The sequence below is a fragment of the Chitinivibrionales bacterium genome (assembly GCA_014728215.1).
Taxonomy (GTDB): Bacteria; Fibrobacterota; Chitinivibrionia; order Chitinivibrionales; family WJKA01; genus WJKA01.
Genome location: WJLZ01000044.1, coordinates 1 through 19,655, shown reverse-complemented (window position 1 = coordinate 19,655; position 19,655 = coordinate 1). Strand labels below are relative to the sequence as shown.

At 46.4% G+C, this 19,655-nt stretch carries 13 protein-coding genes; 11 read left to right on the top strand and 2 right to left on the bottom strand.

Annotated elements, in window-relative coordinates; all coding sequences use genetic code 11:
* The first annotated feature begins 218 nt into the window (after window positions 1–218).
* The 11 genes from GF401_02955 (at window position 219) to GF401_02905 (ending at window position 18,494) form a co-directional block, all read left to right on the top strand.
* Window positions 219–1,841 (top strand): hypothetical protein, encoded by a 1,623-nt coding sequence (locus tag GF401_02955; GenBank protein ID MBD3344002.1) that lies wholly within the window; start codon window positions 219–221, stop codon window positions 1,839–1,841.
* Window positions 1,841–2,836: a hypothetical protein gene (locus GF401_02950; GenBank protein MBD3344001.1), complete on the top strand. Its 996-nt coding sequence runs from the start codon at window positions 1,841–1,843 to the stop codon at window positions 2,834–2,836. Before GF401_02955 ends, GF401_02950 begins: the two co-directional genes overlap by 1 nt.
* Window positions 2,836–5,760: a hypothetical protein gene (locus tag GF401_02945; protein MBD3344000.1), complete on the top strand. Its 2,925-nt coding sequence runs from the start codon at window positions 2,836–2,838 to the stop codon at window positions 5,758–5,760. Before GF401_02950 ends, GF401_02945 begins: the two co-directional genes overlap by 1 nt.
* Window positions 5,761–5,784: 24 nt before the next feature.
* A complete protein-coding gene (locus tag GF401_02940) occupies window positions 5,785–6,858 on the top strand; it encodes a hypothetical protein (protein ID MBD3343999.1) in 1,074 nt (357 codons plus the stop codon).
* A gap of 221 nt (window positions 6,859–7,079) precedes the next feature.
* Window positions 7,080–8,015 (top strand): hypothetical protein, encoded by a 936-nt coding sequence (locus GF401_02935; protein MBD3343998.1) that lies wholly within the window; start codon window positions 7,080–7,082, stop codon window positions 8,013–8,015.
* 78 nt (window positions 8,016–8,093) lie between these two features.
* On the top strand, window positions 8,094–8,975 hold the full coding sequence (locus GF401_02930) for a hypothetical protein (protein MBD3343997.1): 882 nt from the start codon (window positions 8,094–8,096) through the stop codon (window positions 8,973–8,975).
* Window positions 8,976–9,125: 150 nt separating this feature from the next.
* Window positions 9,126–10,517 carry a hypothetical protein gene (locus GF401_02925; GenBank protein MBD3343996.1) on the top strand — a complete coding sequence of 464 codons (1,392 nt, stop codon included), beginning with the start codon at window positions 9,126–9,128 and terminating at the stop codon, window positions 10,515–10,517.
* Complete coding sequence (locus GF401_02920; GenBank protein MBD3343995.1) at window positions 10,457–11,596, top strand: efflux RND transporter periplasmic adaptor subunit; 1,140 nt, start codon at window positions 10,457–10,459, stop codon at window positions 11,594–11,596. Before GF401_02925 ends, GF401_02920 begins: the two co-directional genes overlap by 61 nt.
* Window positions 11,583–14,654 carry an AcrB/AcrD/AcrF family protein gene (locus GF401_02915; GenBank protein ID MBD3343994.1) on the top strand — a complete coding sequence of 1,024 codons (3,072 nt, stop codon included), beginning with the start codon at window positions 11,583–11,585 and terminating at the stop codon, window positions 14,652–14,654. The genes GF401_02920 and GF401_02915 overlap by 14 nt, the downstream gene beginning before the upstream one ends.
* Window positions 14,655–15,127: 473 nt before the next feature.
* Complete coding sequence (locus GF401_02910) at window positions 15,128–16,459, top strand: AAA family ATPase (protein MBD3343993.1); 1,332 nt, start codon at window positions 15,128–15,130, stop codon at window positions 16,457–16,459.
* A gap of 436 nt (window positions 16,460–16,895) precedes the next feature.
* Window positions 16,896–18,494, top strand: a complete 1,599-nt coding sequence (locus GF401_02905) for a hypothetical protein (GenBank protein ID MBD3343992.1) — start codon at window positions 16,896–16,898, stop codon at window positions 18,492–18,494.
* A 195-nt stretch (window positions 18,495–18,689) separates the two neighbouring features.
* Here the strand turns inward: GF401_02905 and GF401_02900 are convergent, their stop codons facing one another.
* Together GF401_02900 and GF401_02895 are read right to left on the bottom strand one after the other, a co-directional pair.
* Window positions 18,690–19,250 (bottom strand): hypothetical protein, encoded by a 561-nt coding sequence (locus tag GF401_02900; protein ID MBD3343991.1) that lies wholly within the window; start codon window positions 19,248–19,250, stop codon window positions 18,690–18,692.
* On the bottom strand, window positions 19,247–19,655 hold a 409-nt coding region (locus GF401_02895), incomplete at its 5' end, for a peptidase M15 (protein MBD3343990.1). The genes GF401_02895 and GF401_02900, both read right to left, overlap by 4 nt.

The window sequence follows — 19,655 nt, the reverse complement described above, 5'->3', positions numbered from 1 at the left end:
TCACTCTGGATCGACAATTTAAGCTCTTAAACCGGCAGGTGCCTCTTCCAATCGATAACCGCCTCAGTTATAAAATTATACCATTGCAGAACTATATACAAATTTGTATATATATAAAGAAATAATTCATATTTCTCTACCAGAATAATATATTTTGATTCTGCACAAATTATACAACCATCGCAGACAATTTCAAGATTTGTTGTGTAAATTTACAAATGAGTTCCAGAACACACAATATACTTTTCAGCCTGATTTTTCTGCTCACCACCGGCTGCTTCGAGAATGATTCGAAAACCGGAACAACCGCCAGTGTATCAAAGCTGCATGATACGATAACAGTCACCGCCTACAATGTTGAAAATCTGTTTGATATCACCTTAAACGGTTCCGAATACGACGAGTACGTGCCGGGCAACAATAACTGGACCCATACCACGTTCGCCACCAAACTGAATAACATCGCCTCGGTAATTGCCGAAATCTCGCCCCATATACTGATCCTGACCGAAATCGAAAACCGCAGTGCATTAGACCATCTTATCGACAAACTGAAGGCAAAAGATTGTCATTACCGCCACAGTATCATTGGAGACAAGCCGAATCCAACTACCACCTGTCCTGCGATTCTTTCCCGCTATCCGATTGTATCCAACCGCATGTTCGGCACAGCCAAAACAGAAGGGTATTTCTCCCGGAATATTCTGGAGGCCGATATTTTGTGCGGCACCGACACGCTCAAAATATTTGCCAATCACTGGCCTTCAAAGCGCCATCCCGAATCACGGAGAATCGCAGCCGCAAAAATCATTGCACAACGAATCCAAGAACTCCCTTCATCCTGCGACTATATCATCGCGGGCGACCTCAATGAGAATTATAACGAATACGAATCATTCCGCAATACCCGGCACGATGACACCCGGGGAAAAACCGCACTACAGCATATCCTTGCTACCGCAGAATCAACACCCGACCGGTTTCCCGATTATCTAACCGAACAGGAATTACGCGAAAAAACGAGCCACGCATTTCATTACGACCTCTGGTTTGAAATCCCGGCACACCGTCGGATGAGTAACACCTATCGGGGAATACCCCAGACGCCCGATCATTTTCTTCTCCCCCGCGCACTCTACGACTCGTATGGGATCTCCTACTGTGATAATTCATTTTCCCCTTTTACCTGGAATGGAAGGCTTCTCAGAGACGGTGTCCCCTGGCGGTGGCAAAAGCAGTATCGCGACCGCAATGCCTACCATCTCGGCGTGGGTTTTTCCGATCATCTGCCCATATCGGCACAATTTTACTGCGGGCCTTTTCGATTTAAAAAAGACGCCAGCCCAAAAATGTCCGAACAGAGGGAGACTACTTTGTCGCGGGGTATCTGTGGATTTGAAACCGGTTATGAAGGATGGGTTCGGTGTGATCGTGATATCACGCTGAAACGTATCTTTGAAAATGCATCATCGGGAAAAAGCTGTCTGGCGCTCGATGGTTTCCCGACCAGAAAAAATGTCTGCGCAGCACGATGTACCTTTCCGCTTCCCGGTCAAAAAGCTAAAGCCGCCACCCTGCTGATCGATATCAGGGGAAAGGGGAAACTGAATATCAGGACCCGCAGTCGGGATTCAAAATGGCGATATTATAATTATGAAAACTTTTCTCCCTCCGGATCGGGGCGGTATACATTTTATACATTCGATATCTGGACAACAATCGCCTGCGCCCTTCCCGAAACAGCGCAAAAAGTATCATCGATAGAAATCGAGCTTCGGGCAGGCAAAGGCAGTGAATTTTCCTTTTTTATCGACAACATCCGGATCGATGCAAATACATAATGCAGACGCCTTTGAATATTGGAAATCTGACTATCGACCCGCCTCTTTTCTGTGCGCCCATGGCGGGAATTACGCACTCTGCATTCAGGCGGCTGATGGCCGATTTCAAGGGATACGGCGCCCTTTTCACCGAAATGCTTTCGGTCAGGTCGCTTGTTCATGAAAAGATATCAGTTTCTCCCTTTACCCGCCGGCGGGAGAATGAAGGCACGGTTTTTTATCAACTGGTCTGTAATGGTGAAGAAGATTTTGATGCTGCTTTGGGTAATCTGGCTGCAGGTTCTCCTGATGCTGTCGATCTGAATTGCGGCTGCAGCGCACCGGAAATCACCCGGTGGGGTGGCGGGGCCGCTCTTTTCGCCGACCGGAAGCGGTTGGAGAAAACACTGCGAAAACTCCGGACTCTGTGGAAAGGCCCCTTAAGTGTCAAATGCCGGCTCGGCGGTAATTCCCCCCAGTGGGAAAAGGAGTTTTTTGCCCGGATCAAAATCATTGAAAACTGTGGTGTCGATGCACTTTTTTTGCACCCCCGTTTTACCAACGAAAAGCTCAAGCGCCGGGCCCGGTGGGAATTCTTCTCCAAAGCGGCATCATCGATTGCCATCCCGGTCATCGCCAATGGAGATATTATGTCACCCCGTATTGCCCTTGAACGAAGCGATCTTTTTTCGGATGTCAAAGGGATTATGATCGGCAGGATGGCGGTGGTGCGCCCCTGGATTTTTGCCCAAAAAAACTTGTCCCCCCTTTCTATTGACTTTCATGGGGTATGGACACGATTTTTTGATTATGTACTGGAAGATTTTCCGCCGGAAAAGGCCGGCGGCAAAATCAAAGAATTTTCTACCTATTTTGCACGTAATTTTATGTTTGGCCATGAACTGTTTCGGAAAATCCAACCCGCAAAATCGCTTGAAGAGATGCGTTCGAATGCTTCGGCCTTTCTTAAGCGAGGTCCCGAAACCTGTTTATCACCGACAGTAATGGGCATATAATGAAAAAAAATCTTAAAAAGCGCATTCTTATCGTTTTTGCTGTTTGTGTCGGCGTTTTTGCCGCCTCGCTCTATCCCGGTTATCGCATCGCTAAATATGCATTTAACCGCTATTTTGATACCTGGGGCGATAAACTGATCGATCTCGAAAACCGGGGCCTTCTCTCCAGAAAATATGGCGCCGCCTGGCAGGACATTCTTACCGGTGAAGCCATGGAAAATGCGACCAATCATCTCTTCGACCGGGATACACCACAAACACGCGACACGCTCCGGGTGGTTGACGGCGTCTTTGTTAATGATTATCCATCCCTGAGTATTATCGCCGAATTAAATGAAATCCACGAGTATTCCAACACTATCGAAATTATCGACCGCATGGAACGGCAGATCGCGGATATCAAGACCGATCATACCCGCGCCAAATTCGACGAGTTTCCCAAAACGCTGATCGACGCGCTCATTGCTGCAGAGGACGGCAATTTCTTTACCAACAACCGGGGATTTGAATTCGACAGTTTTGTACGAGCCGGCTTACGGTCGATTTTCGAGTTTTTCACCCGGTTCCAATGGCGCACTCCCCGGGGGACATCAACCATAACCCAGCAGGTATCCAAGCTCTTTATCTCCGATATCGATGAAGAAGGACGACGGATTGTAAGCCGGAGCGTTAACCGGAAAGTCCGTGAATTGCAGCTTGCCGCCGCCCTGCGAAAGAAATACTCGGCCGAGGAGATCCTCGAAGTCTATCTTAACCATTGTGTCACCAGTGATTATGGTCTGATCGGATACAAGGATATCGCCCGGGGACTGCTGGGTAAGGAGCTGGATGAGCTGACCGACGCCGAATGTATTTATCTCGCCCGTATGGTGAAATGGGGACGGAATCTTCCCGAAAAGATCAGGCACCAGTGCCGTATCGATATGGACCGCATGGCCGCGGTTCTTAACTGGGATGAAGCCAAACAGCAGGCGGTTCTGGCAAAGATCGATTCTCTGGATTTCAAAACACCAAAGCGCATCCATACGGATTTCGGCGCCCTGGTCGACCTGGCAAACGAATTCTGGCTGAAAATCCTGGAAAAAAACGGCGCTGCAGAAAAAGACCTTCCCGAAATGGATATAATCGATCCCAATTCCCTTATCAGAAAAAAGGGAAACGCGGTTATTCAGCTCACGATCGATCTGCCCCTTCAAAAAGAACTCCAGGAAATGGTCGATGCCCGGGGATATGGCAATGATACGATTATTACCACTGATGTTCGGGTCGGCAGTTTCGGCGAAGATATTACCCGGTCAACACGGCCTGTGGATACACTTCGGTTAATAAAGATCATGACCGAAGAACAGGAATTTTCGGAACCCAATTCAGAATTTTCGACCATCTTCAAACCCGGCGATACCCTGGTTACCAATATCCGGTACAGAAAAAAGGGGCCATCATCCTATCGCCGGAGCTGCTTTTATTATGCCCGGCGGCCGATTAAGGTTGACGGACAATATTATGCCTATGCGATCATGGATTCGAAAACCGGAGAACTGAGGGCATACTATTCCCGGGACAAAATCGGCTCCCGCTGCGCGTGCCTGCTCAAAAATCGCACCCCCAACGGGTCATCAACGGCAAAGCCTATTTTCAATGCCCTCAATTTTGACTGCGGGATTTTCGAACCTTACAGCAAATGGGACGACAGTGTTGAAGTTACCGAAGATGTTCCATGGAAAAGGGAATTCAATTATAAAAACGGCAAACCGGTCGGTGTCATTTTCGCCAACAGTGCGGTCCGCAACCGGGGCTATGAAGTCAATAATCATGGGAACATCTTTGAAGGATGCCAGTATGTTTTCGAGCACCTGGCAACCTCCAACAATATTCTCGGCGCGGAGACAGTCTACCGCCTTAACCGCAATCTTTTCAACAAACTGGGCGGTATCAACCGGAATGCCCTTCCTTTGGTACAATATTTCCAACGGATAAATGCATTCGGAAGAATAAAAAACAAACTCGACCTCAACTATATAACCGGCGTTCGGGTGTATAAAGAACTCGCCCGGATTGCAGGGGTGAGGATCGATTCGATGGAAGCCTATGGGCGGAAAGTTCCCGTATCCGACAGCCTCTATTCGGTAGGCCTGGGAACGCTCGAGCTGACCCTCTATGAACAACTTCACCTATTCAATATGCTGTACAACAACGATCTCATCGAAAACCCGACCGGTCATCCATCCCTGATTATCAAGCAGATTGTTGTGAATGGCGATACCATGGGAATCAACGACACGATACGGCGGTATCACCCATTCGCAGATGTCAACAACCTGCGGCCAACCTATCTGGGCCTGCACAAACGGTTGACATCGAATAAATGGGACGGCCTCGATGAGTATGAAGTTCCTTACAATGGTCCCGTCCCGGATACTTCGGGGCTCTTTTCCATGTTTTTCAGGTATTCCGACGAGCATTATTATATCGAATCACCCTTGGCGAATTATGCAAAAAGCGGTACCACCGATGATGTTATCCGTCCCTTTAACGTCGATGCTATCAGCAAAAAACGAACCAACTATGGCATGTGGAATGCGGTGGTACGAATTGACATGTCAAAGTTGGAACAGGACACTAAAGAGCCGGAAATACAGGACCTCACCATTGCCTGTATCGGAGAATGTAATTACGGGTATACGGGTCCGCGGGACGGCAAAACGCTTCACAAATTCGTTTCCCGGGATCTTTTGAAAAAAGCGGGAACCAAAGCCCCGGGCGGTTTTTATACGCAATATGAACGCTATCTGAAAAAAGTGACCCCCCAGTCTGAAATGGATTGCGGGAGAAATTCCACCACCCAGTTCGCATCGGAGAACAGGGACTCGCTCGAAAACAAAACCTTCTTCAAGAAGCTGTTCAGGTTCGGCGACAAACGCTAATGTCAATTATGGAGAAATGAAACTATGAAACCTGCCAGGATTATCATCGGAGCAATGCGATTCAAAGACAGGCAATCGGCAATCGATACGGTCCGGTGCGCTGTGGATGCGGGCTTTAACTATATCGATACCGCTCCATGTTACTGTTACAAAAGCGAAAACGAGAATTCCGAACGGTGGGTAAGTGAAGCGATCAATCACCCCGACTATCGCGACCGGGTTATGGTTTCGGCAAAATGCTCTCCTGGAAACGGCGGTCTTGGAATCGGTGAATTCAATCGGGCAAAGGGATTCAGCATTCAAACAAAGGAACAGCTCAATACGCTTTTCGATCAATCACTCGACCGGCTGGGAGTTGACCGATTCGATTATTATCACATGTGGACAACCCATACCCGGGAACAGTTTAATGCAGCCATGAAACCCGGCGGGTGGTACGACGGTGTGATGGAACGGAAAAACCAGTGGGACCACCTCGGTATTACCACCCATGCCGATAACCGGACCATTATCGAATTTCTGGAAACAGACAAATTCGAAACAGTTACCCTTCCATTAAATGTACTCAACCGCTCACGTATACCTGCCGTTGAATACTGCCGCACAAGAGGTATTCCGGTGATAGCGATGAACCCTCTGGCCGGCGGACTCTGCGCAGCCCATCCACGGCTCAAAGAATTGGCAATCCGTTATCTCATGGCCCTTCAGGGAGTCCATCTTCTGATAGGGTTTTCATCACCCGAAGAAGTCGAGTATGCCGGAGAGATCCACGATCAGTGCCTCAAAGAAAACGACAGCATCGACGACATTCTCGCCGAAGTCAATCAGTTAATCGATGCTTCCGAACCTTTCTGCACCTCCTGTGGTTATTGTCAACCCTGCCCTCAGAATATCAATGTGGGGGCGTGTCTTTCATACTACAATGCACTCAAATATATGGGTCTCGATCAAGCCCGGGACTCTTTTCAGAAGAAACAGTTCGAAGACGACCTCAAGCTGAACAACTGTATCGGCTGCGGCGAATGCCAATCCCGCTGCCCCAACGGCCTGAAAGTGACCGAAATTATCGAAGACGCCAAAAAGCTGTTGTATGGTTGATCAAAAGAGGGGCGAAAGTTAAAAGTCAGTATTTTACTCACCCTCAGCCTCAGCCTCACCATATAAAATCGATATATCTAATACATATCCTCCCCTTCATTTGTTGACGTCCTTCTTGTTGAAATCCCCTTGTTTGCATAGAATCGGTGTTTTTTAATCTCATTTCTCTGGCACAGAGCTTGCAATCACAGGTACATCCAAAATCAACAAGGAGGATTTGTATGGTTCTAAAAATGTACCCCCCAGTCTTTTGCATCACTGTGATACTCTGCGCGCTATTTCCATTGCAGGGTCAGGAAAGTGATAATGAGATGGATGAAGCTGCGGAGGATGCAATTGAAGCTGTTTTGGAGGCCGAGGAAGAAGCCGGAGAGGCTGTCCTGGAAGAGCAGGAGTATGAAGAGGAAGTCCTGCGGGAACGAAAAGTGGTCGCCCGCGCCATGGTTCATGAGTGCTGTGAAGAACGGAGAAGGTGCAGAATCTCGGGATCCGGTGGTTTTGCTCCTCAGGTAATCCGGTTGAGCCGGGATTTTCTGGAAAAGGTCCGGAAATATGAAAACGATCTTGTTCTGCGGGATTTTCCTTTTGAAAACAACAGCATATTCATGCTCGGGTTCAACGGTTATGCCCAGCTTGACAATGGTTTCAGATCCGGCGGCGGGTTGTGGGCAGGATACAAACACTATGACAGTGATGAATTCATTCACACACTCACCGATTCGACCGGGGACACGACACACCGGTATAATGCTATCACAACCCTGCGGGTGATCCCCGCCTATGGAGGTTTTACAGCAGAGAAAGCATTCTCCTTCTACCCCTGGACGGTTAATGTCGGTGGTATGATCGGCGGTGGCGCCTACATTTTTCATAAACAGATCAGAAAGTTCGATGACATTTTCGCCAGTGTCGATGAAGATTCTCTTGACTGGACAAAGAAAAACAACTCGGTTGCAGTTGCACCCTTTATCGCATGGGATCTTCACACCGGTATAATGGTTGAGTTGGCTCCCCTATTCAAGCTCGGGGTTGACGGTATTCTTCTGTTCACCTATTCGCCCAACGGATTTGTCACCGGCACGGGATTCGGCGATTTCATGCTGGTCTCTCCCGGTATCAGATTGAAATTCATATTTGGAAAAGATTACTGTGATTAGGGAAAAAGATGGACAGTTTGACGAGCGCTAACGTGGTTATAATAACAATTCGGAAATAGTTTTATTCAAGGAGGTATTATGGTACAACAAATGTATATCCCCACATTACTTTTGAGCATTATCTTCTTTGCAGGTGCAATGAATGCTCAGGATTGTGCGACAATAGAAACCGAAAAGGACAAAGCGGGCAAGGTCCACATAACTATCGACAAAGGTGACAGTGGCGGAATCACGGTTATTGAAGAGAACAAGGATACGGTATACATATTCAGGAAATCCTGTCGCGATGACGAGCGGAAAGGGTTACGTCGGGGCCTTGGCCGTTTACGGGAGAAAGGATGGGGCGGCAGTGGTGGACCGTGCTTTGGCGCCTTTGCTCTCTCCATGGACCCGATCAATGAGGTAATCGAAACCGATGACCTCCTGCGCCATTACACGTTCAGTATCAACGACTATTTCGAACCGGTATTCATGCAGGGCGGAAAAGGCTATGGCGGTCTCGGCAATGGTCTCCGCCTTGGAGGAGGTGGCATGGAGGGAATACTGTTTTTCCCCAGCAAAAACGCCTACCAGGATTCGGCGGTCGACCTGGAAATTGAAATACAATACGGCGGATTCCTCATCGAAAAAGCGTGGGTCATCGATAAGCTCAATTACACCGCCGGAACCTATCTCGGAAGCGGCTCGATTACCCTGAATGCAGTCAAATATTCCCTGAGTGAACGGACCAATTTCGAAAATGAAATCGACGATGACGAAGCTCAGAAAGCCAAAGCCCGGTTTTTCTCCATGGAAATTCACGGAGGATTCACCTATTCATTCTTTCCGCTGGTCCACATCGGCATGGATATGGCTCTGCCTTTCTTTTTCTCATCCAAGGGATTCGAACGCAGATCATCCGATTTTTTCAGTGTCAACCCGGGCCTCCAGGCAAAGATCATGTTCGGAACGTTGGGATAGGAAGAATAGTTGAGGATTGAAAGATGGTTGAAGGCCTGGAAAGAGGATAATAGATGTCCAAGCGATGTTCAATGGAATGCGTGATACAGATAAATAGTATGGATGGTGTAATGATTGGTGATTTAAAAAATCATCGGTAAAAAAAGGAATATGACCGTGAAAACAAAAATAATGTTTCTTGCAGTGAGCGCTTGTATCGCAGTCCCGAATGCGCAGGCAGAGCTTATAACACTCACCGACGCCGAATCCAGAGCATCGTCGATAAGCTATGAAATGCGATCACAGCATTTCGAAGAACAGGCCCGGGAATGGGAAAAGCGGAATGCCGTTTCAAATTATTTGCCATCATTGGATTACGGTTTGAATTATACCCAAATGGACCAGGATATGGTTGACGCCTCGAATGCCATGTTTGAAAGCTTTGAAGGCATGTCGGACATTTTTTCCGGCACGGGTATAGAAGCTGAAGAAATCGATTATGAATCCAGTAAGATGCATGTGACAACTGTTTCCCATGAATTTACAGTCAATCAGCCGATCACCAACGGTGGTGCCGAAATAATCGCGATCAATATAGCGAAGCACACCAAATCTGCAATCGAGTTTCAGCAGGAAGCGCTTCGGCAGGAGGTTATCTATAATGCCCGGAAAGCCTATTTTGATGTCCTTGCGGCGCGGGAAATGACCATTGTGACTCACCAGGATTACTCATGGGCGACACAGAACCTGGCCAAGGCACAAACGAGGTATGAAGGCGGGGCGGTTCCTAAAACAGATATCCTTCAATGGGAAGCTGAAGTTGCCGAAAAGGAGAGCGCGCTTCTCCAGGCCCTGGCTGTAGAAAAGATCGCAGTCTATTCACTCTATTCAACTATGGGAGTCCCGGTCGAAAAAGCAGACACCTCGATTACGCTCCAGCCGCTTCAGGTGTTCGAGCAGTGGTATGTCCGGGGTCCTGTTGAGGCCGAAGGGACGGTTGAAAATAATCCGCAATTCAAAGCGATCGAATCGCACACTCGTGCCGCTCTGGGCTACAAAAGAATCGCGGCATCATCCTTTTTTCCGAAAATAAATGCTTTCGGCTCCTATTCGTGGCCCTATTATCTTTCGGATAACGATGACCTTGTCCTTCAGGAAGAACGCAAAGGATGGACTGCCGGTGTTTCACTCAGCGTTCCAATTTTCGGCGGGTTCCGTAATTCGACCAATTACCGGAAAAGCAGCTATGAATATATGAAAGCGCTTGTCGACAAGGAGCACAGCGCCAATCAGTTCGAACTCAATCTCAAGCGAATACATTACTTCTATCAGGCTTCATACAAATCGGTCGCTGCGGCAAAAAAGCAGCATGAACTCATGGCTAAAAATCTCGAAATCATGCAGGCCCGCTATGACGGCGGTCTGGTCAATCAGTCACAGCTTCTTGAAGTCGCTGTGGGCGCACGAATGGCCCGGATCGGTTATATACAGAAATTATTCGAATGTCTCTTACTCGAATCGGAATATCAAAAAACTGTCGGGAAACTGGAGGTATACCAATGAATAAATTGCGCGTACTCGCACTTGCAGGTCTGGTCTTTGCATGCGGCTGCCGGTCGCCCAAGGATAAGAAAAGGGAGGACACTCAAACCGAAGTCAAAGCGCCGACACCGGTTGAAGCGATTGTTGTCTCCAAATCGACATTGTCGAAAATAATCAGCGCCTCCGGTGTTGCCCAGGGGATCCGGGAAGCCACTGTCGTTGCGGAAACCCGGGGGAAAATCCGGAGCGTTCAGTTCAGACTGGGCCAGTATGTCAAAAAAGGACAGCTCCTTGTGCAGGTCGAAGAATCGGTGCAGAAAGCTGGATACGAACAAGCAAAGAAGGCGCGTGAAGCTGCAGAAATGAACCTTCGGGTAATACAGAAACTCTACGATGAAGGAAATGCATCGGAAGGTGAATTGACCGGTGCGCAGGCCCAGATGACCACTGCACAGGCTGCGCTCGAATCTGCTCAAAAGGTATATAACGACTGCAGAATTATCGCATCCATTGCCGGCTATATCGCCCATAGGGATGCATCGGTTGAAACGGGCAATTACCTTGCTGCCGGTACCCCGGTAGCGCGGATTGTGAATATCTCTTCGCTTAAAACAACGGTCCCGGTAGGTGAGCTTGAAATAGGTCTTCTCAAAACCGGCGCCCGGGCAGATATCCTGGTACCGGCAATCGGCGATACACTGTGTGCCGGAAAAGTAACCGCCATTGCTGCAGGAAGCGATCCTGCAACCGGCTCCTATCCTGTGGAAATTGTCTGGAACAATACCCGCGACCGGAAAATCAAATCGGGCATGTCGGTGCGGGTGACTATTCATACCCAAAGCGAGGACTCGGTGATCCTGGCGCCCTCGGGCGCGGTAGTCGAAAAAGACCGCAAGGATGCTGTTTTTGTGAACTCCCACGGAAAAGCAACGGTCCGTTTTGTCACCCTTGGCAGAAACTCGGGGAACAATGTCGAGATAATTAACGGCCTCGATGTGGGCAATGTCCTTCTGACAAGCGGCATGACCTCCCTGGGCCGGGGTGATTCGATCATAGCGACCGTTAAAAACAGACCGGAGGCCCCCGATGAACATCGGTAAATTCTCAGTAACCAACTCTGTTTTTGTCAACATCCTGATGGCCGCCATTCTCTTTCTGGGAATATTTTCCTTTATCCGTCTTCCCCGGGAAGTCATGAGCGAGGTCAACTTTTCCTGGGTGCTCATCGCGGTCCCGTATCCCGGCGTTTCGGCAGAAGAAGTCGAAAAAAATATCACCTCCAAAATCGAGCAGGAGGTATCGGATGTTGATCATATAAAAAAGATAACCTCAACCACCCGTGATGGATACTGTACTATTTTTGCCCAGTTTGAGGATATAATATCCGATGATGAATTCCGCCGGGCCTACCAGGACCTCCGGGCTGAATTCGACAAAGTGGAGCTCCCCGAAGGGACGCTGGAACCCTATATCGATGACTTTTCTTCATCGGACATGCTCTCCATTCTCAGTATCAACATGATCGATAATGCGGGTAACACCCGTGTTTTGAACAAAGCCGCCGAAGATTTGAAAGATAAACTGCTCGATGTCGATGATATTTCCAAAGTCGAGTTTTACGGCGGACAGGAACGTGAAATCTGGATCCAGATCGACCGTGACCGGATGGAGGCTTTCGGTATCTCCCTGGATGAGGTTATCAGTAGTGTCCGGCTCAAGAACACCAATATCCCCGGCGGTTCGCTGGATCTTGACAATCGATCGTACAACCTCAAAACGCGGGGTGAAATTACCCGATCCGCCGATTTTGCCGATATCATTGTCCGAAGACGGCCTGATGAGGGGTCGGTGGCGGTTGGCGATATCGGTACCATCGGCAACGGCTTTGGAGAAGCCGAGTACGATGCCCGGTTTAACGGCGTCCGGTCGATCACCATGCTCATCTCCAAGAGCAAAGATGGCAATTCGATTCATGTTGTTGACAGGGTAAAAAAAGAGGTCGACTCGTTCAAAGAGAGCCTCCCCGAAGGAATTTCTATCGAACTCTCCAACGATAATACCTTTTTTATCCGGGATACACTCAGTACGCTCGGCTGGAATTCATTAATGGGATTTATTGTTCTGGTGCTGGTCCTGTTTGTCTTTATCGGTTTACGCAACTCCCTGATCACCGCTCTTGGTATTCCCATCACCTTTGCCATAACGTTCATATTCATGGAATGGTATGGCGAATCGCTGAATGGTAATTCACTTTTTGCACTCGTTTTGGTGCTGGGAATGATCGTGGACCACGCAATCGTTATTATCGAAAATAGCTACCGTCATCAGCAGACGGGATTATCACCTGCTCAGGCTGCGATAGTCGGTACCAATGAAGTTGTCAAACCGGTTATTGCCGCCACCATGACGACGGTGGCGGCCTTTCTTCCCCTTATGCTTCTTCCGGGAATCATGGGAAAATTCATGCGGATCATTCCGATCATCTCCTGTCTTGCCCTGATCGCCTCGACCGGTGAAGCCCTCCTGTTTCTTCCCTGCCATTTCGCAGAATGGGGAGGAAAGGTAAAACAGAAAGGGACCGGTTTTATCGGCCGCTGGCAGGGGGCGTTCAAGGGGCTTATCGAAAAGCTCTTTCGCCGCCGCCGGCTTGTCATGCTGGCAACGGTGACCACAATTGTCGTTGCGGCGATTATGACAAAATTCGTTCAGGAAGATCTTTTTGCCGAAGAAGACTGGACTATGTTTTATGTCGACATCGAGCTCCCCAGCGGCACGCCCCGGGAAACTACCGACAAGATTGTGCGGCGTTTCGAAGAACGTCTGGCGCCCTTTATCGGTAAAGGAGAAATCGTGTCCCTTACCACCACGGTCGGCATGATGCAGACCGATGATGACTGGGTCGAACAGGATAATGTCGGCCAGATTACCGTCGATGTTACCGAGCTGAAAGACGGACGGGACCGTCCGATGGTAACGATCATGGATGATTTCAAAAAGCTGTGCAATGATATCCCCGGCGCTGAAAATGTCGGGTTCCGCAAAGTTAACTCCGGCCCGCCCATGGGCAAACCGGTAGAATTCCGCCTCTCGGGTGATAATTACAACGATATGGCATCCATTGCCGACGATTTTAAAAATATCCTGAGTGAATATCCGGAACTCTACAATATCAAGGATAATTTCAACCCCGGCGCACCGGAAATTCATGTGGTACTCAACGAAGAACGGGCTGCTGAACTGGGACTCAGTACCGCGCAAATCGGCATGTATATCCGTAACTGTTTTGAAGGCGCTCTGGCGACAACCTACTATGACCGGGATGAAGAGATCGATGTTATTGTCAAGCTTGATAAAAAGGACCGGAATTCGATCGATGATGTTCTTCAGATGAAATTCCCTACTCCCGACGGCAGACTTATTCCCTTTTCAACCGTCTGCTCTATCGAGCGGAAAACCGGTATTTCCATTATCAAACGTCATGAACAGAAACGGGAAATCACGGTCACTGCCGCTGCAGACGACAAGAAGAATATCAAGACGATCAATGCCCGGGTAGAACAGGTATTCAATGAAAAGTTCAAGCAGTCCTATCCCGGCATTTCCCTGAAAATGGGCGGCGAATGGCAAGAATTCAAGGTGCTGCTCATGGATATTCTCAGACTGTTCTGGATCGGTCTGTTTCTTATCTATGTTATTTTAGGGACCCAGTTCAAATCCTTTATTCAGCCGGTAATTATCATGTTCACGATCCCCTTTGCCTTTGTGGGCTGCATTATGTTCCTCTTTTTCTCAGGCACCCCGATATCCGCCGTAGTGCTCTTTGCCGGTGTTGCTCTGGCTGGAATCAGTGTCAACGATTCGATCGTACTGATCAGCTTTATCAACAATCTGCGCAGCAAGGGCATAAGCATCGCCGACGCCGTTTCAGAAGGCGCCTCGGTCCGGCTCCGCCCGATCATACTGACCTCGGTGACAACGATCGCCGGACTGCTCCCCATGGCAATCGGCCTGGGTGGCCATTCCGCAACCTGGGGCCCCATGGCCGCAACGATCATTTTCGGCCTGTTTTTTTCCACGATCGGAACCCTGATTGTGATCCCCTGCGCGTACGGTATCCTGGATGATGCTACCTCATTTTTTCGGTTGAAGAAGAAATGAAAGCACTTTCGATACGCCGCCCCGCACGTCGACACTTCGACTCAGCGCGGCTCATGCTCAGGACAACGTAAGGAGAATGATTACGACAAATGTGAGAGAAAGAAATAAGGGGGGTTCCTGTTCGGTCTGTGCCCCCAAGTGTGGGGGCGGGCGAGGCCCGGGGGTTGGGCTCTCACAAAGAGCATTTTCCAAGCTGGGTTTGAGCATGGTCCCGACCGGGGGAGGGAATAGACCCCCAGGCCCTCCCACTCTCCTTTCCCCATTGAATAGTGTATTTTTATATGGTATAATTAAAATATTCGCAGCAGGATTCAAATAGCCGGGTAACAATATCCTAACAACGATTAATCATATTATTTTAGCACTTTAGCTGTAAGCCAAACTTCAATACTTCTTTTCAATGATCTTTTTAATCAGACCTTTCCAGACAATCCATTCATATTTTTTGTTTCTTTTATCCCCGAGGTAATGCAATGCCCAAAGGTAAAACCAAGTATTTTGTGCTTGATACGAATGTCATTCTCCATGACAGCTCATGTATCCATCAGTTTGAAGACAATGATATTGTTGTACCGATATGCGTAATCGAGGAGCTTGATAATTTCAAGCGGGGTAATGATGTTATTAACTTTCATGCCCGTGATTTTCTCCGCACGCTCGATTCACTGAGTGGTGACAAGCTTTTTGACGGCGGCGCGAAAATCGGTCCGCGGCTCGGGAAAATCCTGATCAAACTCGAAGACCTCTTTCATCCCGACCTTCAACTCAATTTCACCCAGGATAAAGCCGACCACCATATTTTAAATGCAGCCTACTGCTTAGCGAAAGAAAAAAGCGATAAGCCGGTAATTCTGGTCAGCAAAGATGTTAACCTTCGGATGAAAGCCAAATCGATCGGTATCGCCGCTCAGGATTATACGACCGACCATGTCCGCGACATTTCGACATTGTATACCGGACGGCGCATTGAAGAACATGTTGATGAAGCGTTGATTGACAAGATGTACCAGGAACCCTATAATGCCGAGGTTTCGGAATTCGCCTTGAAAAAGACGATGCTCGCCAATGAGTATGCAATCCTCCGCAACTCGAAAAAATCGGCCCTGGCAACCTATGATCCCCTTGTGCAAATAATCAAACGGGTTGACAAAACATCGGCCTACAGTATCAAACCCAAAAATGCCGAACAGACCTTTGCTCTTCATGCCCTGATGAACGAAGATGTTCGCCTGGTGAGTATTGCCGGCAAAGCCGGTACCGGTAAAACGCTTCTTGCCCTTGCCGCGGCACTCGAACAACGTAAACACTACCGCCAGATATTCATGGCCCGGCCGGTGGTCCCCCTGAGTAATAAAGATATCGGCTATCTTCCCGGAGATATCCGCTCAAAACTCGATCCCTATATGCAACCGCTGTTCGATAACTTAGGGGTAATCCAGAACCAATTTCCCGAAACCGATGCCAAACACACACGGATCAAAGAATTTCTGGAACAGGATAAACTGGTCATCGCCCCCCTCTCCTATATCCGTGGACGAAGTCTGGTGAATATTTTCTTTATTGTCGATGAAGCCCAGAACCTGACCCCCCATGAAGTGAAAACGATTATTACCCGGGCAGGCGAAGGCACCAAGATGGTGTTTACCGGCGATATTTTCCAGATCGATCACCCATACCTCGACAGCCATTCCAATGGCCTCAGCTACCTGATCGAAAAAATGCAGGGCCAGAATATCCATGCCCATATCACCCTGGAAAAAGGGGAACGGTCAAAACTGGCCGAGATCGCCAGCGATTTGTTGTAATAACAGAAGAGGGTCCTGATGATTCATGCTGAAGCGGGACAGGACCCGGTTGGGCCACTGCCCTCTGATCGTTTCTTGTTTCAGGAGAGAAACATTAACGGGTGGATTATATGGAAATGAAATTTTAATATTAAAAGGTATGTAAGGGCATTCCATGCCCTTAGACCCTGGTAGGAAAATGCTTTATTATATGCTATGCCGGTCTGCCGGCATAGAAAGAGAATGGATCAAAAGGCCTTTATCTGTAAACTACCACTTATAATAGTGTGCAAAAAAACGCATATGTTCTCTTCACTTTAACGAGAAAGTATTTACTACTAATAGTGGTGCTAAGTATTTTATAATAAGTTTATATAAATTTTCCACATGGGTTAAGTTAAAATAAGCCATTAACATACCCCTACCCTCTTCAATAATAATTGCCGGAGATTCATATTTGGATAATTATTTCTTAAAACCTATTAAAGGAATCATATTCAAACACAATTTTAAATTCCTTCTTCTATTACTGCTTTTTCAATCATTGTTATGGGTTAGCAGTGCTTATAAAGAGAAGGCCAGTGAAGATGCCATGTGGTTTGCAGAAGAAGCTTATTTTTTTGCGAACGATGGATATGTCCATTCAAATTTTTTCAAGGATTTTTATGGAAGAGGAGAAAAAGTAGTCAGCTTTCACCGACTTTTTGTTTATGCAAATGCAATGATAGTAAAATTATTTGGGTTTCATCTATGGACAATACGATTAAATTCATACATATCGGCGGTAATCATAATGGCAATTCTATTTGCTTTTGTCCTAAAAAAACATAGCATAGGCATTGCTGTATCCACGGTACTTTTCTGGTGGCTATGCATGGAGAATTTCTATGCTATGAAAATTGGAAGGCCCGAAATGATGCTGGCTTTGATGGGCTTAATAAGTTTTATTTTTCTGCATAAATTTTTTATATCTGATAAACTATGGGCAGCAGCACTCGCAGGCATATTCGCTGGGCTCTCAGCGTACGTTCATCTCAATGGCTTAATATTTATTTGCGCAGGAGGATGCCTTCTGCTTTTTCACAAAAAGCGATTCATTGCTATCAGTCTATATTCTCTTTGCATTTTTGCAGTGCTATCGCATTATGCATATGATGTATTTATTGATTGGGATCTATACAAATATCAGCTTAGTAGCCCCTTTTATGGTGATAAATCACATTTATCACTGATCAAATTAGCCATTAATTTTTTCAATGAGCAAAAGCGCTATTTCTGGGATGCAGGTTCTATAGCTGTATCAATCATATTGATCGTTTCATTAATTATTATCGTTTATATACGCAGCAAAAAACAATTATGCATAAGTTTTTCTGATAAAATATTATTTACCTACACCCTATTCATAATGCTTTTTGCCGGATTGCTTCTTCACGATAAAAGACCGCATTATGCAACCATACTCTATCCTTTTTTTGCATTAATGGTGGCAAAATCTATAAGTATATTCATTAAGAAAAACACAACTTTACCAAAATGGATAACAATATTGGCGGAAATTTCTATTTTGCTTTTTATCAGTGTTGGTTTTACGGGTGAAATACATCACATTGTTACAACAGAAAAACAAAACTTGGTAAGAGTTAATCAAAAAGCCGCACAATACATGCCGGAAGGATCATGCTGTGTTGCACCAATGAACTTTATATTTGAAGAAATTGCCGATTATACGATTGTTTCGTTACTATTAGCGAATTTTTATGTTGACAATAAACCTCATTTTCGCGGGTACAAAATAACTCCGGAAACGCTCTATGAATTTTGTAAAACCAGAAACATAGATTACGCTGTCGAAACAAAATACGCTGAAAAACATGACAGGTTACGATTTGAGAGCAAAGAAGATTTAGTGCCATTCTTCGATATTATCGTTATGAATGATGATTTTCATATTTTAAAAGTAAACAATAGTGCTCCGAATGCTTTTAATGATGAGTGTAACAAAATCTGGCTCAAGATCAACACTCCAACCAAGTCCATTTGGATCAGTCATTGATTCTAACGTTCTGCTTCTTAAATTATCGGCTGTGTAGCTTCCCTCAGGCAATGCCCCTTTACCCCAAGGACCAGAAATAGAAGGGTAATTTTGTCCTTGAAAGCTGAAATTTGTTCCATCAAAACTTGCCGTTCCATAGTTTGTGGCATTCCTGCTAACCGATAATGTCAAAGAACCTTGCAAAACCATATACATCTATTTTTCGTTTTGCTTTTCAAATAAAGTCTTCTTTAGCTCGTTAATATCAGCAATCAATTTTGCATATTCTTGTTTATAAAAGCTATAATCTTCATTACTCTCATTATCTTCCCAATTAACCATTTCATTTTCATTTACATAAAAAAGAATTTCCCTTGTTTTTTCAACTTTTGAATCAGGGATCGCAATCGGCATATCATAGATTTGGTCAACCTTCTTAATGAAAATAGCTTTACCTTTCTCAAAGTAATATTCTATTAATGTACGTCCCATATCATAGAAATATGTAACAGCTATTTTCATCAACTCATTCTCTGAATAATAACCCTTAACCCTTCCTCCCTCAGAAGATTTGCCGTAAATCATTGCATCAGTTATTTCCATTGAATCTTTAACGGAATCAATGCGGGTTATTTGCTTCTTTATGTTTTCGACTGCTTTGGTACTATCGGCTATACCATTCGTTGAAGGTGTCTTTTCTTTTTGATTTGCACAAGATAAAGTGGCAAAACATAAAATCATAGCAATAAAGTTCACAACTATCTTATTTGTGTTCATGGTCTTTTCCCCGATAAAAGGTCTTTAATGCTTAATCCGAACGGCATTTGAAAATGAACCATATCTCTTGAAGCCCAATCACCGCCCCATCCAAAGCCGTGTTTCATACCTAAAGCACCTATTTGGCTCCAATTTTGGTTCTTCCACAATGCCTTTTTATTACTAATCTGAACTAAATCAATAGCTAAACCATAGTTGTGATAACTATGTCCACCTTTTGCGGGGGTTTTTCCTGCATTGTATAAAGCGTTTTGTTGGTCTACTGAACGGTAACCGAAGTAAATCCGTAGATTCATACCTTGTTGTGCAGCATCATTTATAAAAGCTGTGGCAGGGGCTTGTACATTGGGGTGTAAACTAAGAATATTTTTATTAGTGGTTGCGTCCCAAGTGTTGGCTACACTG

Bases quoted from the DNA above. Each gene is read 5' to 3' on its own strand.
- GF401_02955 (MBD3344002.1), top strand. From the start codon at position 219: ATGAGTTCCAGAACACACAATATACTTTTCAGCCTGATTTTTCTGCTC.
- GF401_02950 (MBD3344001.1), top strand. From the start codon at position 1,841: ATGCAGACGCCTTTGAATATTGGAAATCTGACTATCGACCCGCCTCTT.
- GF401_02945 (MBD3344000.1), top strand. From the start codon at position 2,836: ATGAAAAAAAATCTTAAAAAGCGCATTCTTATCGTTTTTGCTGTTTGT.
- GF401_02940 (MBD3343999.1), top strand. From the start codon at position 5,785: ATGAAACCTGCCAGGATTATCATCGGAGCAATGCGATTCAAAGACAGG.
- GF401_02935 (MBD3343998.1), top strand. From the start codon at position 7,080: ATGGTTCTAAAAATGTACCCCCCAGTCTTTTGCATCACTGTGATACTC.
- GF401_02930 (MBD3343997.1), top strand. From the start codon at position 8,094: ATGGTACAACAAATGTATATCCCCACATTACTTTTGAGCATTATCTTC.
- GF401_02925 (MBD3343996.1), top strand. From the start codon at position 9,126: ATGACCGTGAAAACAAAAATAATGTTTCTTGCAGTGAGCGCTTGTATC.
- GF401_02920 (MBD3343995.1), top strand. From the start codon at position 10,457: ATGTCTCTTACTCGAATCGGAATATCAAAAAACTGTCGGGAAACTGGA.
- GF401_02915 (MBD3343994.1), top strand. From the start codon at position 11,583: ATGAACATCGGTAAATTCTCAGTAACCAACTCTGTTTTTGTCAACATC.
- GF401_02910 (MBD3343993.1), top strand. From the start codon at position 15,128: ATGCCCAAAGGTAAAACCAAGTATTTTGTGCTTGATACGAATGTCATT.
- GF401_02900 (MBD3343991.1), bottom strand. From the start codon at position 19,250: ATGAACACAAATAAGATAGTTGTGAACTTTATTGCTATGATTTTATGT.